Below are 14,966 nucleotides of genomic sequence, written 5' to 3'. Positions count from 1 at the left end.
AATGTCATCCTGAGCGGAGTCGAAGGATAAAATCTAAAATCAAATATGTCTGCTATCTTAAAACTAAAATTCTTTTTCGAAAAATATGGATTTCATGTTTCTTCAAGATTGGCTGACAAACTTGGAATGCGTGTAACCAGTGTTAGGTTATTTTTTATTTATATTTCGTTTGTAACCGCAGGTTTGGGCTTTGGAGTCTATCTGACACTTGCATTTTGGATTCGTCTAAAAGATTTAATTCGTGCAAAAAGAACATCAGTTTTTGATTTATAGAATAAAAAAAACTCCATTAGCAATTACTAATGGAGTTTTTTTATAAAATTATATTGATATTTATTCTGTTTCAGTTTCAGTACTTGGTTGGTTAAGTCTGGATCTTTTTTTACTATATCCAAAATAAACTACAATACCAATCGCCAACCATCCTAGTGAAAGTAATTGAGCATCTAAACTCAAATTGATCATTAGGTAAGTGTTGATTGCAATTCCACAAACTGCAATTACCGGTAAAGCAGGAACTTTAAAAGTTCTGGTTAATTGAGGTTGTTTTACTCTTAAAATCCAAACAGCAATACAAACCATTGTAAAGGCAAATAAAGTACCAAAACTTGTCATATCAGCTAATCTGTTGATTGGCGTAAAAGCAGCAACTATAGCAATAATACCGCCTAAAATCATTAAGTTAGTCTTTGGTGTTCCTGAAATCGGATTTACTTTAGAAAATACAGAAGGAATTAAACCATCTTTAGACATACCAAGGAAAATTCTTGATTGTCCCATGATCATTACCATTAATACTGAAATTAAACCAATAGTTGCAGCAACTGTAATAATGAATCCTGCCCAAGGTTGTCCTGCAATATCAAATGCATAAGCGACGGGTGCTTTAATCGCTTCAGGATATTTTCCTAGAGGGTTGAAATCTTTATAATTCATCATTCCTGTTAACACTAATGAAACAAGAATATATAACGTAGTACAAACTAATAAAGAAGCAATAATTGCAAACGGAACATCTTTTTTAGGATTGATTGCCTCTCCAGCTTGTGTAGAAACAGCATCGAAACCTACATAAGCAAAGAAAATTGCAGCAGCTCCAGAAACGATACCTCCAAATCCATAAGCATTATGAGTTGTTTCTTTTTCGATGATTTGAGTAGCAGCTGGAATAAACGGATGCCAGTTAGCAGTATTGATGAAGAAAAGTCCAGCTATGATTACGAAAATTACAGCAGAAACTTTTAGGATTACAATCATATTGTTTGCTTTCGCAGCGCTTTTTGTACCTTTAATTAGCAACGAAATAACTAAAAGAACGATTAAAAAAGCAGGAAGATTCATAGAAAAACCCTCTCCAGTATAACTGGCTGGGTCTGTTGTGAGCCATTCAGGAAGTTTAATATGAAACATTTTAAGTAATTTATTGAAGTACCCCGACCAGGAAACCGCGACGGTCATTGATCCCATTGCGTACTCAAGGATAAGACCCCAACCGATAATCCAGGCAAAAATTTCTCCAATTGTACCGTAAGCATAAGCATAAGCTGAACCTTCAACGGGTAAAATTGACGCAAACTCAGAATAACAAAGAGCAGCAAAAACGCAGGCAATACCCGCGATGATAAAAGAAAGTGCTAATGCCGGACCTGCGTGATAATATGCGCCTGTACCTGTAAGAACAAAAATTCCTCCACCAATAATGGCACCAACTCCAATTGCAGTAAGGCTCCACTTTCCTAGAACTCTTTTTAAATCACTTTTTTTCATATCGGCCTCAAAGGCAGATATTGGTTTAACTCTCCAAATTGACATATATAATATTGGTTTATTGTTATTAAGCTCCAAATGTATTGTTTTTTGTAAAAAATAAAAACAATAATCATGTTTTAAGTTATAAAATATTTAATTATGTGATAATACCCACAGGAAACACTCTTTAAATTCTTATATTCATTAAAATTATTAGTGTTTTGCAACAGATTAATCAATTCGCAAATTAGTCAAATTTTTACTATTTTTCTTAATAAATTAATTTATTTTAGCACAAATCTTATTTCAATTAGAGATAAAAAATATAGTATAGAATGAATTTCAAAATAGTATTGCAACAATTTAAGTTTACAAGCCAACAGCGAACAGGAATTTTTTTGCTTTTCATACTTATAATAGTGCTACAGGCAATTTACTTTTTTGTAGACTTTAGTGTTCCTGAAAAATCTTTCCCTGAAAAGCAACAATGGATTTCGCTACAAACAGAGGTAGATTCCTTAAAGTTGATAAAATATAATGAGAAGCCAAAGGTCTATACTTTTAATCCAAATTTTATCTCAGATTATAAAGGATATAAACTTGGGATGTCGATGGAAGAGATTGATCGATTAGTGACTTTTCGAAAAGAGAATAAATATGTAAATTCCATCGAGGAGTTTCAGCAAGTCACAAAAGTTTCCGATTCTTTATTAAGTGTTATTTCGCCATTGTTTAAATTTCCGGATTGGACTCAGAATAAAGCAGCATTTAAAACAGAAAAGAAAGAGTATGTTCAGAAATCTTATTTGAAGAAAGAAAAAATAGAAATCTTAGATATAAATCTGGCAACTCAGGAAGATTTAATAAAAGTATATGGAATAGGAGAAGCTTTATCTTTGCGGATATTAAAACAAAAAGATATTTTTGGTTGTTTTGTTTCGATGGAACAAATGAAGGATGTTTGGGGACTTTCGCCAGAAGTTATTGTGGAATTAAATTCACATTTTAAAGTTGTTATACCTTCAAATTTGAAGAAAATTGCAATAAACGATGCTTCTTTAAAAGAATTATCTCAGTTTCCTTATTTCAGATATGCCTTGGCGAGACAGATAGTAACAACTCGAAGTATGGACGGAAATTTTAATAATATTGAGGATTTGTCAAAAATTAAAGGTTTTCCTGTTGATAAAGCAAAAATAATTAGTTTATATTTGGAGTTCTAAAAAAATAGCACACAATGAATTTTGATTACAATGAAACGCAGTCGATGATTGCTCAGTCTATAAAAGAGTTTGCCGATAAAAATATAAGACCTTATATAATGGAATGGGACGAAGCTCAGATTTTTCCAATTCCCTTATTTAAAAAATTAGGTGAAATGGGATTTATGGGAGTTTTAGTGCCGGAAGAATATGGAGGTTCTGGTTTAGGATATCATGAATACATTACGGTTGTTGAAGAAATTTCAAAAGTTGATCCTTCAATAGGATTATCTGTTGCAGCACATAATTCGTTATGTACAAATCATATTTTGACTTTTGGAAACGAAGAACAAAAGAAAAAATGGTTGCCAAAATTAGCAACGGCTGAATATATAGGAGCTTGGGGATTGACAGAACATAATACTGGTTCTGATGCCGGCGGAATGAATACAACGGCGGTAAGAGATGGTGATGACTGGATTGTAAACGGTGCAAAAAACTTTATTACACACGCTATTTCCGGTGATATTGCAGTCGTAATTGTTCGTACCGGAGAAAAAGGTGATTCTAAAGGAATGACCGCTTTTGTTTTTGAAAAAGGAATGAAAGGCTTTACATCTGGAAAAAAAGAAAATAAATTAGGAATGCGTGCCAGTGAAACTGCAGAATTGGTTTTTGATGGTTGTCGCGTTCCGGATGCTAATAGATTAGGAGAAGTAGGACAGGGATTTGTTCAGGCAATGAAGATATTAGATGGAGGCCGAATTTCAATTGGGGCTTTATCGTTAGGGATTTCAAAAGGCGCCTATGAAGCAGCACTTAAATATTCTAAAGAAAGACATCAGTTTGGGCAGCCAATTAGTAGCTTCCAGGGAATTTCATTTAAACTGGCAGATATGGCAACAGAAATTGAAGCTTCGGAATTATTGCTACATAAAGCAGCTTTCTTGAAACAACAGCATAAACCTGTTACGACTCTTGGTGCAATGGCAAAAATGTATGCTTCTGAGGCTTGCGTGAGAATTGCAAACGAAGCAGTTCAAATTCATGGAGGTTATGGTTATACAAAAGACTTTCCTGTAGAGAAATTTTATAGAGATTCTAAATTGTGTACAATTGGAGAAGGAACTACTGAAATTCAAAAGGTAGTGATTGCAAGAAATTTGCTAAAAGAATAAACTAGTTTACAGTATTCAGTCTCAGTAAACAGTGAATCCAGCCTGTGACTGTAAACTGGCACTAAAGAAATGTTTTTTAAAATAATTTATAATTCATAACTCATTATTCATAATTAATATATACTTTTGCACCCTTAACGAGAGGAGGTGTCTATATTATGTTAATTATACCAATTAAAGACGGAGAAAATATCGATAGAGCATTAAAGCGCTATAAAAGAAAATTTGATAAAACAGGAACTGTTCGTCAACTAAGAGCACGTACTGCTTTTATTAAGCCTTCTGTTAAAAACAGAATCAAAATTCAAAAAGCGGCTTACATTCAAAACATGAGAGATGGTTTAGAAAGTTAGTATTAGACTTTTCAAAAATAATTACCGTTAGTTATCAAAATATTGATACTGACGGTTTTTTTATGCTTAAATTTGAGATAAATAGTATTCTTTATATATAATATATGTAGGATGTGAATTTGTGTAATATGAAAAAGTGTCTATTCTTATGAAATCAAATAAAGAAGCATTTCGTGATTATCTTCAGTTGGAGAAAAAATATTCGCCACATACGGTCCATGCATATTTGAATGATATTTTGTTCTTTGAAATGTTTAATAAGGATAATTTTGAACAGGAAAATATTGAGCAGGTAAATTATAGTCAAATAAGGAGTTGGATTGTTTCTTTGGTAGATGCGAATATTTCAAATGTTTCTGTAAATCGAAAAATGGCTTCTCTGAAAGCATTTTATAAATTTCTTTTAAAAACAAAGCAAATAGAAGTTAATCCGATGTTGAAGCATAAAGCTTTGAAAATACCTAAAATCATTCAGATTCCTTTTTCAGAAAAAGAATTAACAGATTTAATGTCTGATATTGATAATCCTATTGGTTTTGAAGAAATCAGAGATAAACTTATTATTGATTTGTTTTACACCACCGGAATGCGAAGAGCGGAGTTGATACATTTAATGAACAGTAATGTTGATTTGTCTTCAAATGTGGTTAAAGTTTTGGGGAAAAGAAATAAAGAACGCATTATTCCGATTTTACCTATTATTGTGGAGCAATTTAGTTTGTATTTGCAGGAAAGATCTCAGTTGGAAAAGATAGTAGATCATGATTATTTTTTTATTTCCAGGAAAGGGTTAAAATTGAGCGAATCTTTTGTGTATCGATTAATAAATTCTTACTTTAGTAGGGTCTCCGAAAAGGTAAAAAAAAGTCCGCATGTGCTTAGGCATACTTTTGCGACTCACTTATTAAATAACGGAGCGGATTTAAATTCAGTTAAGGAATTATTAGGACATTCGAGTTTAGCGTCTACGCAGGTTTATACTCATAATAGTTTAGCAGAGCTTAAAAAGGTGTATACTGATGCGCATCCTCGGAACAAATAATAGTTCTGAAATGTTTAACCCTAAAATTAGTATTATGAAGGTAGATGTTCATGCAGTTAACTTTACTGTTGACAAAAAGTTGGTAGATTTTATTCAGGAGAGAATGGATAAATTGGAAAAATTTTACGATCGCGTGGTTTCGGCCGATGTTTTTTTGAAAGTTGAAAGAACAAGTGATAAGGAAAATAAGGCAGTAGAGATTAAGATTAATGTTCCCGGGGATGATTTTTTGGTTAAAAAGCAATGTAAGACATTTGAAGAAGCGGTCGAACTTTCGGCAGAATCTTTAGAGCGTGTACTGGTAAAAAGGAAAGAAAAAATAAGAGCACATATATAATTGAGCATAATTGAAAAATTTTTTCAAAAAATGTTTTGATACAAAGATAAAATAGCTACATTTGCAGTCCGTTAGAAATAGCGGACTTTTTTATTGATATTGCCAGCGTAGCTCAGTTGGCTAGAGCAGCTGATTTGTAATCAGCAGGTCGTGGGTTCGAGTCCCTCCGCCGGCTCTAAATATTTCAAATGCGATTTGAAATTGTTCATGCAATTATTGATAAAATAAAGGGGAGATACTCAAGCGGCCAACGAGGGCAGACTGTAAATCTGCTGTGTGAACTTCGCAGGTTCGAATCCTGCTCTCCCCACAATTTTGATTTCAGATTAATGATTTCGGAGTTTAGATTTGTTGAAATGAAAATTTGAATTTGATTCGGGTTTTGTTTTTAATCTAAAATCAAGAATCAAGAATCTAAAATTAAAACTCTGCCGACTTAGCTCAGGGGTAGAGTGCTTCCTTGGTAAGGAAGAGGTCACGGGTTCAATTCCCGTAGTTGGCTCAAGTAAGTAGGAAATTGAAAATTAATATATAACTAAGATTAAAAATTAAGTAAAATGGCAAAGGAGAATTTTAATCGTTCCAAACCGCACTTAAACATAGGTACAATTGGACACGTGGATCACGGAAAAACTACATTAACTGCAGCAATTACAAAAGTATTGTCTGATGCAGGTTACTGTCAAGCAAAATCGTTTGATCAAATCGATAACGCTCCAGAGGAGAAAGAAAGAGGTATTACTATTAATACATCACACGTAGAGTATGAAACAGCTAACCGTCACTACGCTCACGTTGACTGTCCAGGTCACGCGGATTACGTAAAGAACATGGTTACTGGTGCTGCTCAAATGGACGGAGCTATCTTGGTAGTTGCTGCTACAGATGGTCCAATGCCACAAACTCGTGAGCACATCCTTTTAGGTCGCCAGGTTGGTATTCCTAGAATGGTAGTTTTCATGAACAAAGTAGACATGGTTGATGATGCTGAGTTATTAGAGCTTGTTGAAATGGAAATTAGAGATTTATTATCTTTCTACGAATATGATGGAGATAATGGTCCTGTTGTTCAAGGTTCTGCTTTAGGAGGATTGAATAATGATCCTGCTTGGGTTCCTAAAATTATTGAATTGATGGAAGCTGTAGATTCTTGGATCGAAGAGCCAGTTCGTGATACTGCAAAACCATTCTTGATGCCAGTTGAGGATGTATTTACAATTACTGGTCGTGGAACTGTTGCTACAGGTCGTATCGAAACTGGTATTGCTAATACAGGAGATGCTGTTGAAATCATTGGTATGGGAGCTGATAAATTGACTTCTACTATTACAGGAGTTGAGATGTTCCGTAAAATCCTTGATAGAGGAGAAGCTGGAGATAACGTAGGTTTATTGTTAAGAGGTGTTGATAAAGAATCTATCAAAAGAGGAATGGTTATCATTAAGCCAGGATCAGTAAAACCACACGCTACTTTCAAAGCTGAGGTTTATATCTTGAAAAAAGAAGAAGGTGGACGTCATACTCCATTCCATAATAACTACCGTCCACAGTTCTACGTACGTACAACTGACGTAACAGGAGTTATTACTTTACCAGAAGGAGTAGAGATGGTAATGCCAGGAGACAACTTGACAATCAATGTTGCTTTATTAAGCCCAATCGCAATGAGCGTAGGTTTACGTTTTGCTATCCGTGAAGGTGGTAGAACAGTAGGAGCAGGTCAGGTGACTGAAATAGTAGGATAATCCTATAAAAATTATAAAAAGCCAGTTGATTTTTTTAAAATCACTGGCTTTTAATTACGGGCGTAGTTCAAGGGTAGAATAGCGGTCTCCAAAACCGTTGATGGGGGTTCGAATCCCTCCGCCCGTGCAATATAAAATATATCAAATGACAAAAGTTACTAATTATTTATCAGAGGCTTTCGAAGAGTTAAAGTCAAATGTTACTTGGCCAGCTTGGGCTGAGGTTCAAAAATTGACAATTGTTGTGGCTGTATTTTCGGTTATATTCGCCTTGGCAACATGGGGAGTTGACGAATTTTTTGCAAAAGCTTTGGCTGGATTTTTTAACTGGTTAAAAGGATAATTTTTTTGTGATGGCAGATAATAATGTGAAAAAATGGTATGTAGTTAGAGCTGTAAGCGGACAAGAAAATAAAGTCAAAGCTTACATCGAAACTGAGATTGCCAGACTAGGTATGGGTGATTATGTTTCCCAAGTTTTAGTACCTACAGAAAAAGTAGTTACTGTAAAAGAAGGAAAGAAAATGTCTAAGGATAAAGTTTATTTCCCTGGATATGTTATGATCGAAGCCAATTTAGTTGGTGAGATACCTCATATTATTAAGTCTATTACTAGTGTAATTGGATTTTTAGGGGAGATCAAAGGCGGAGAACCTGTTCCTTTGAGACTTTCTGAAGTAAATAGAATGTTAGGTAAAGTAGATGAGTTAGCTGTAAATACAGATACTCGTTCTATTCCTTTCAACTTAGGAGAAACTGTAAAAGTGATCGATGGTCCTTTTAATGGTTTTAACGGAACAGTTGAAAAAATCAATGAAGAAAAGCGTAAACTTGAAGTTATGGTGAAAATTTTCGGAAGAAAAACACCATTGGAATTGAGCTTTATGCAAGTTGAAAAAGTATAATTTTTGTTACATCTATAATAACCACTATAATCGCTTCCAATGATTATGGTGTTAAATTTTTTAAAAAATGGCTAAAGAAATTAGTAAGGTAGTTAAACTACAAGTTAAGGGAGGTGCTGCGAATCCGTCGCCACCGGTTGGACCTGCTTTAGGAGCTGCTGGGGTTAATATCATGGAGTTCTGTAAGCAATTTAATGCTAGAACACAAGATAAACCTGGCAAAATATGCCCAGTACAAATTACTGTGTATAAAGACAAATCATTTGATTTTGTTGTAAAAACTCCTCCAGCTGCTGTCCAATTATTGGAAGCTGCAAAGCTAAAGTCTGGATCAGGTGAACCAAATCGTAAAAAAGTAGCTAGTGTTACTTGGGACGTTATCAAAGCAATTGCTGAAGATAAAATGGTAGATTTAAATGCATTCACAATCGAATCTGCAATGAGCATGATCGCTGGAACTGCTAGATCTATGGGTATAACTGTATCAGGAGATGCTCCTTTTTAATTAAGAGAAAGAAATGGCAAAATTAACAAAAAAGCAAAAAGAGGCTGCTTCAAAAATTGAAAAGAACAAACTATACTCTTTAAAAGATGCAGCTGCATTAATTAAAGTTATAGCTTCTGCAAAATTTGATGAGTCTGTTGATATCGCAGTTCGTTTGGGTGTAGATCCAAGAAAAGCGAATCAAATGGTTAGAGGTGTAGTTACATTACCTCATGGAACTGGTAAAGACGTTAAAGTATTAGCATTGGTTACTCCGGATAAAGAAGCAGAAGCTTTAGCTGCCGGAGCTGATTATGTAGGTCTTGACGATTATTTACAAAAAATTAAAGATGGTTGGACAGATGTTGATGTTATCATCACAATGCCGGCTGTTATGGGTAAATTAGGTCCATTAGGTCGTATTTTAGGACCTAGAGGTTTAATGCCAAACCCTAAAACAGGTACTGTAACTATGGATGTTGCAAAAGCTGTTGCAGAGGTTAAAGCTGGTAAAATTGACTTTAAAGTTGATAAAACTGGTATCGTACATGCAGGAATTGGTAAAGTTTCTTTTGGAGCTGAGCAAATTTATGACAATGCACACGAAATTATTCAAACATTAATCAAACTTAAGCCAACTGCTGCTAAAGGTACCTACATTAAAGGTATTCACCTTACAAGCACTATGAGTCCTGCAATTGCATTGGACCCTAAAGCAGTATAATTGGTAGTTAATAATTTTTAGTATGACTAGAGAAGAAAAATCAATCGCGATTGAAGATTTAACTGCACAGTTAGCTGGTACAAATATTATTTATGTATCTGATATTTCTGGATTAAACGCAGAAACGACTTCAAACTTGAGAAGAGCTTGTTATAAAGCAGGTATTAAATTAGAGGTTGTAAAAAACACTTTGCTTGCAAAAGCAATGGAAGCTTCTGCTAATGACTATGGTGATTTACCTTCAGTATTGACTGGTAATAGTGCTATATTTATTTCAGATGTTGCAAATGCACCTGGAAAAATAATTAAAGATTTCAGAAAAAAATCGGCTAAACCTGTATTAAAGGGAGCTTATATTAACTCTGAAATTTATATTGGAGATGATCAATTAGATGCATTAGCAACTATTAAATCTAAAGAAGAACTTCTTGGAGAACTTATTGGATTATTGCAATCACCAGCACAAAGAGTTATCTCTGCTTTACAAAACCAATTCGCTAAAAGCGAAGAGGCTGAGACTGAAGCATAATAACAAATGCAGGGAATTTTATTTCCTTGCTGCTTAAATAGCGCACAATAAATAAATTATATTTTACAAATCATTTTAAACGATAGAAAAAATGGCAGATTTGAAACAATTCGCAGAACAATTAGTTAACCTAACAGTTAAAGAAGTTAACGAATTAGCAACAATATTAAAAGACGAGTATGGTATCGAGCCTGCTGCTGCAGCTGTAGTAGTTGCTGCTGGTGGTGGAGAAGGTGCTGCTGAAGAAGCACAAACTGAATTTACAGTTGTATTAAAAGAAGCTGGTGCTTCTAAATTAGCAGTTGTAAAATTAGTTAAAGAACTTACAGGTTTAGGTTTGAAAGAAGCTAAAGATGTAGTTGACGGTGCTCCAAGTAACGTTAAAGAAGGTGTTTCTAAAGAAGAGGCTGAAGGTCTTAAAAAATCATTAGAAGAAGCTGGAGCTGTAGTTGAACTTAAATAAGTTTACTCGGTTTTAAGAACTAGGTTTAGGTCTTGAGTGAACGCTCAATGGCCTAAACCATTTTTCGTATAATAAAATATATCCAATTTTATTATTCAAATAGTTTAAAATACGAAAAAGTTTTTGATCAATACGAAGAAAAAAAATTGAATTTTTACTGGTTCATTTTTAAAGATGTATTGATTATAATAAGAAAGTATAGATTAAACAGTGTGTTTTTACACAAAAAATTACTTTTTTTTAATCAAAATTTTGTCCATTGATGATAACAAATCAGACTGAAAGATTGAATTTTGCCTCTACAAAAAATATTCCTGACTATCCGGATTTCCTAGATGTTCAGGTTAAATCTTTTAAAGATTTTTTTCAACTAGAAACTAAATCTGACGAAAGAGGCAACGAAGGGTTGTACAACACCTTCATGGAAAACTTTCCAATCACAGATACAAGAAACAACTTTGTATTGGAGTTCCTAGATTATTTTGTTGATCCACCACGTTATACAATTCAAGAATGTATAGAGAGAGGTCTTACTTATAGTGTGCCTTTAAAAGCCAGGTTAAAACTATACTGTACAGATCCAGAACACGAAGATTTTGAAACTATTGTACAAGATGTTTACCTTGGAACAATACCTTATATGACTCCAAGCGGTACTTTTGTTATCAATGGTGCTGAGCGTGTAGTAGTATCTCAACTACACCGTTCTCCTGGGGTTTTCTTTGGACAGTCATTCCACGCAAATGGAACAAAACTTTATTCTGCCAGAGTAATTCCTTTTAAAGGTTCTTGGATAGAATTTTCTACAGATATCAATAGCGTAATGTATGCTTATATCGATAGAAAGAAAAAATTACCGGTTACAACTTTATTCCGTGCAATTGGGTTTGAAAGAGATAAGGATATCCTTGAAATTTTCGACTTGGCAGAAGAAATTAAAGTTTCTAAAACAGGTATTAAAAAATATATTGGAAGAAGACTTGCTGCGCGTGTATTGAACACTTGGCACGAGGATTTCGTTGATGAAGATACTGGTGAAGTAGTTTCTATCGAACGTAACGAAATCATCCTTGATAGAGATACTATTATCGACAAAGATAATGTTGAAGAAATCATCGATTCTAACGTTAAATCTATTTTGTTACATAAAGAAGATAATAACCAGGCAGATTATGGTATTATTCACAACACGTTACAAAAAGATCCAACAAACTCTGAAAAAGAAGCTGTAGAGCACATTTACCGTCAGTTGCGTAATGCTGAACCGCCTGATGAGGAAACTGCTCGTGGTATTATAGATAAATTGTTCTTCTCTGATCAACGTTATAACTTAGGTGAAGTTGGTCGTTATAGAATGAACAAAAAACTTGGTTTAGATATTCCAATGGAAAAGCAAGTGCTTACCAAAGAAGATATCATTACCATTGTAAAATATTTGATCGAATTGATCAACTCTAAAGCAGAGATTGATGATATTGATCACTTATCAAACCGTCGTGTTAGAACAGTTGGAGAACAATTGTCTCAACAATTCGGTGTTGGTTTAGCACGTATGGCCAGAACTATTCGTGAGAGAATGAACGTTAGAGATAACGAGGTGTTTACACCAATCGATTTGATCAATGCTAAAACATTATCATCAGTTATCAACTCTTTCTTTGGTACGAACCAGTTATCTCAATTTATGGATCAAACGAATCCTTTAGCTGAGATTACACACAAGAGAAGATTATCTGCACTTGGACCTGGTGGACTTTCGAGAGAGAGAGCTGGTTTTGAGGTTCGTGACGTTCACTATACACACTATGGTCGTTTATGTCCGATTGAAACTCCAGAGGGACCAAACATTGGTTTGATTTCATCTCTTGGTGTTTATGCAAAAGTTAACGGAATGGGTTTCATCGAAACTCCTTACCGTAAAGTTACAGATGGTGTAGTTGATTTAGTAAGTACACCTATCTATTTAAGTGCTGAAGAAGAAGAAGGAAAAATGATTGCTCAGGCAAACATTGAAATGGATGCAACAGGTAAAATTACTGCAAGTAATGTTATTGCCCGTGAGGAAGGTGACTTCCCGGTTGTTGAACCTTCTGCAGTACATTATACAGACGTTGCTCCTAACCAGATTGCTTCGATTTCGGCTTCATTGATTCCTTTCCTGGAACATGATGATGCGAATAGAGCCTTGATGGGATCTAACATGATGCGTCAGGCGGTTCCTTTGATCCGTCCGGAAGCACCAATTGTTGGTACAGGTTTAGAGCGTCAAGTGGCTTCAGATTCCAGAGTATTGATTAATGCTGAAGGAGATGGAACTGTAGAATATGTTGATGCTAATATCATTACTATCAAATATGACCGTACTGAAGAAGAAAGAATGGTTAGTTTTGATTCTGATGAAAAAACATACAACTTAATTAAATTTAGAAAAACCAATCAAGGAACAAGTATCAACTTGAAACCAATCGTAAGAAAAGGTGACAGAGTGATTCTTGGGCAAGTATTATCAGAAGGATATGCTACTCAAAATGGTGAATTAGCTTTAGGTAGAAACTTAAAAGTTGCGTTCATGCCATGGAAAGGGTATAACTTTGAGGATGCGATTGTAATTTCTGAAAAAGTAGTTCGTGATGATATTTTTACTTCTATCCACGTTGATGATTATTCATTAGAGGTTAGAGATACTAAGTTAGGAAATGAAGAGTTAACAAACGATATTCCTAACGTTTCTGAAGAAGCTACTAAAGATTTAGATGAAAACGGTATGATCAGAATTGGAGCAGAGGTTAAACCTGGCGACATTTTGATTGGAAAAATTACACCAAAAGGAGAATCAGATCCTACTCCGGAAGAGAAATTGCTTCGTGCAATCTTCGGGGATAAAGCGGGAGATGTAAAAGATGCTTCATTAAAAGCTTCTCCATCTTTACATGGTGTAGTTCTTGACAAAAAATTATTTGCAAGAGCCGTAAAAGATAAACGTAAACGTACTCAGGATAAAGATGCTTTAGGCGCTTTAGAAATGGAATTCGAAACTAAATTTGTTGAATTAAAAGACAGATTGGTTGAGAAATTATTCCTGATCGTTAACGGAAAAACATCTCAGGGTGTAATGAATGATTTGGGTGAAGAAGTTTTACCAAAAGGTAAAAAATATACTCAAAAAATGCTTTATGCAGTAGAGGATTTTGCTCACTTAAGCAAAGGTCAATGGGTTGCTGATGACGCTACAAATAAAATGGTTAATGATTTGATTCATAACTATAAAATTAAGCTGAACGACTTACAAGGATCTTTAAGAAGAGAAAAATTCACTATTACAGTTGGAGATGAATTACCATCTGGAATCTTGAAATTAGCGAAAATTTATATTGCTAAAAAACGTAAACTGAAAGTAGGGGATAAAATGGCAGGACGTCACGGTAACAAAGGTATTGTTGCAAGAATCGTTCGTCATGAAGATATGCCTTTCCTTGAAGACGGAACACCGGTAGATATCGTATTGAATCCACTTGGGGTACCTTCACGTATGAACATTGGTCAGATTTATGAAACTGTTCTTGGATGGGCTGGACAAAATTTAGGTAGAAAATTTGCTACTCCAATTTTTGATGGTGCTTCTTTAGATCAAATTAATGAATTAACTGATGAAGCTGGAGTACCACGTTTCGGACATACTTACCTTTATGATGGTGGTACTGGAGAGCGTTTCCATCAAGCTGCAACTGTGGGTGTAATTTACATGCTTAAATTAGGACACATGGTTGATGATAAGATGCACGCACGTTCTATCGGACCATACTCGTTGATTACTCAACAACCACTTGGAGGTAAAGCTCAATTTGGAGGTCAGCGTTTTGGAGAGATGGAGGTTTGGGCACTTGAAGCTTATGGAGCATCAAGTACACTTCGTGAAATCTTAACAGTTAAGTCGGATGACGTTATTGGTAGAGCTAAAACTTACGAAGCTATCGTTAAGGGAGAGTCTATGCCAGAACCAGGATTGCCGGAATCATTCAATGTATTAATGCATGAATTAAAAGGTCTTGGACTTGACATTCGTTTAGAAGAATAAATAAAATTTTCAGTTACAGTCTCAGTATTCAGTTCAACACTGAAAACTGGGACTGAAGCTGTTTATTAAAATAAAAGTTTTTAGGATTTATACCCGTAACCCGTTCCGATTTTTTATTTAAAACCTTATGGTTTTGTAATTAGCACTTCAACATCACGTTTGAAGTTTAGAGAAGTAATC

At 34.6% G+C, this 14,966-nt stretch carries 15 protein-coding genes and 4 tRNA genes; 18 read left to right on the top strand and 1 reads right to left on the bottom strand.

Annotated elements, in window-relative coordinates; all coding sequences use genetic code 11:
• The first annotated feature begins 45 nt into the window (after positions 1–45).
• On the top strand, positions 46–273 hold the full coding sequence (locus EAH81_RS16680) for a PspC family transcriptional regulator (RefSeq protein ID WP_007810860.1): 228 nt from the start codon (positions 46–48) through the stop codon (positions 271–273).
• A gap of 60 nt (positions 274–333) precedes the next feature.
• On the opposite strand, the gene EAH81_RS16675 is transcribed toward EAH81_RS16680, so the two are convergent.
• Positions 334–1,812, bottom strand: coding sequence for an APC family permease (locus tag EAH81_RS16675; RefSeq protein WP_140509159.1), 1,479 nt, complete (start codon positions 1,810–1,812; stop codon positions 334–336).
• 272 nt (positions 1,813–2,084) lie between these two features.
• Here EAH81_RS16675 and EAH81_RS16670 point away from each other — a divergent pair, with 272 nt between their 5' ends.
• The 17 genes from EAH81_RS16670 (at position 2,085) to rpoB (ending at position 14,786) form a co-directional block, all read left to right on the top strand.
• Complete coding sequence (locus EAH81_RS16670) at positions 2,085–2,972, top strand: ComEA family DNA-binding protein (RefSeq protein WP_140509157.1); 888 nt, start codon at positions 2,085–2,087, stop codon at positions 2,970–2,972.
• 14 nt (positions 2,973–2,986) lie between these two features.
• The gene (locus EAH81_RS16665) at positions 2,987–4,129 is read left to right on the top strand and encodes an acyl-CoA dehydrogenase family protein (RefSeq protein WP_140509156.1); all 1,143 of its coding nucleotides are present in this window, start codon (positions 2,987–2,989) and stop codon (positions 4,127–4,129) included.
• A 158-nt stretch (positions 4,130–4,287) separates the two neighbouring features.
• Positions 4,288–4,482: a 30S ribosomal protein S21 gene (rpsU, locus tag EAH81_RS16660; RefSeq protein WP_140509154.1), complete on the top strand. Its 195-nt coding sequence runs from the start codon at positions 4,288–4,290 to the stop codon at positions 4,480–4,482.
• A 148-nt stretch (positions 4,483–4,630) separates the two neighbouring features.
• Entirely contained in the window at positions 4,631–5,524 is an 894-nt protein-coding gene (locus tag EAH81_RS16655) for a tyrosine-type recombinase/integrase (protein ID WP_140509151.1), read from the top strand.
• 34 nt (positions 5,525–5,558) lie between these two features.
• Entirely contained in the window at positions 5,559–5,861 is a 303-nt protein-coding gene (gene hpf, locus EAH81_RS16650) for a ribosome hibernation-promoting factor, HPF/YfiA family (protein ID WP_140509149.1), read from the top strand.
• A gap of 101 nt (positions 5,862–5,962) precedes the next feature.
• Positions 5,963–6,036 (top strand) — tRNA-Thr (locus EAH81_RS16645).
• Positions 6,037–6,090: 54 nt separating this feature from the next.
• A tRNA-Tyr gene (locus EAH81_RS16640) sits at positions 6,091–6,171 on the top strand.
• Between the two features lie 120 nt (positions 6,172–6,291).
• A tRNA-Thr gene (locus EAH81_RS16635) sits at positions 6,292–6,363 on the top strand.
• Positions 6,364–6,418: 55 nt separating this feature from the next.
• A complete protein-coding gene (gene tuf / locus EAH81_RS16630; protein WP_089481524.1) occupies positions 6,419–7,606 on the top strand; it encodes an elongation factor Tu in 1,188 nt (395 codons plus the stop codon).
• A 56-nt stretch (positions 7,607–7,662) separates the two neighbouring features.
• A tRNA-Trp gene (locus tag EAH81_RS16625) sits at positions 7,663–7,733 on the top strand.
• A gap of 18 nt (positions 7,734–7,751) precedes the next feature.
• Entirely contained in the window at positions 7,752–7,949 is a 198-nt protein-coding gene (gene secE / locus EAH81_RS16620; RefSeq protein ID WP_140509147.1) for a preprotein translocase subunit SecE, read from the top strand.
• Positions 7,950–7,959: 10 nt separating this feature from the next.
• Complete coding sequence (nusG, locus tag EAH81_RS16615) at positions 7,960–8,511, top strand: transcription termination/antitermination protein NusG (protein ID WP_059116013.1); 552 nt, start codon at positions 7,960–7,962, stop codon at positions 8,509–8,511.
• 67 nt (positions 8,512–8,578) lie between these two features.
• The gene (gene rplK / locus EAH81_RS16610) at positions 8,579–9,016 is read left to right on the top strand and encodes a 50S ribosomal protein L11 (RefSeq protein ID WP_007807442.1); all 438 of its coding nucleotides are present in this window, start codon (positions 8,579–8,581) and stop codon (positions 9,014–9,016) included.
• Between the two features lie 13 nt (positions 9,017–9,029).
• Positions 9,030–9,719, top strand: a complete 690-nt coding sequence (gene rplA, locus EAH81_RS16605) for a 50S ribosomal protein L1 (protein ID WP_072944426.1) — start codon at positions 9,030–9,032, stop codon at positions 9,717–9,719.
• 22 nt (positions 9,720–9,741) lie between these two features.
• Positions 9,742–10,248 carry a 50S ribosomal protein L10 gene (gene rplJ / locus EAH81_RS16600; protein WP_140509145.1) on the top strand — a complete coding sequence of 169 codons (507 nt, stop codon included), beginning with the start codon at positions 9,742–9,744 and terminating at the stop codon, positions 10,246–10,248.
• Between the two features lie 91 nt (positions 10,249–10,339).
• A complete protein-coding gene (gene rplL, locus EAH81_RS16595; protein ID WP_007807437.1) occupies positions 10,340–10,711 on the top strand; it encodes a 50S ribosomal protein L7/L12 in 372 nt (123 codons plus the stop codon).
• Between the two features lie 262 nt (positions 10,712–10,973).
• Complete coding sequence (gene rpoB, locus EAH81_RS16590) at positions 10,974–14,786, top strand: DNA-directed RNA polymerase subunit beta (protein ID WP_140509143.1); 3,813 nt, start codon at positions 10,974–10,976, stop codon at positions 14,784–14,786.
• The last annotated feature ends 180 nt before the right edge of the window (positions 14,787–14,966 follow it).

The organism is Flavobacterium pectinovorum, assembly GCF_006438875.1.
GTDB classification, from domain to species: domain Bacteria; phylum Bacteroidota; class Bacteroidia; order Flavobacteriales; family Flavobacteriaceae; genus Flavobacterium; species Flavobacterium pectinovorum_A.
The sequence above is the reverse complement of the archived record's forward strand: the minus strand, read 5'-3'. Positions and strand labels throughout refer to the sequence as shown.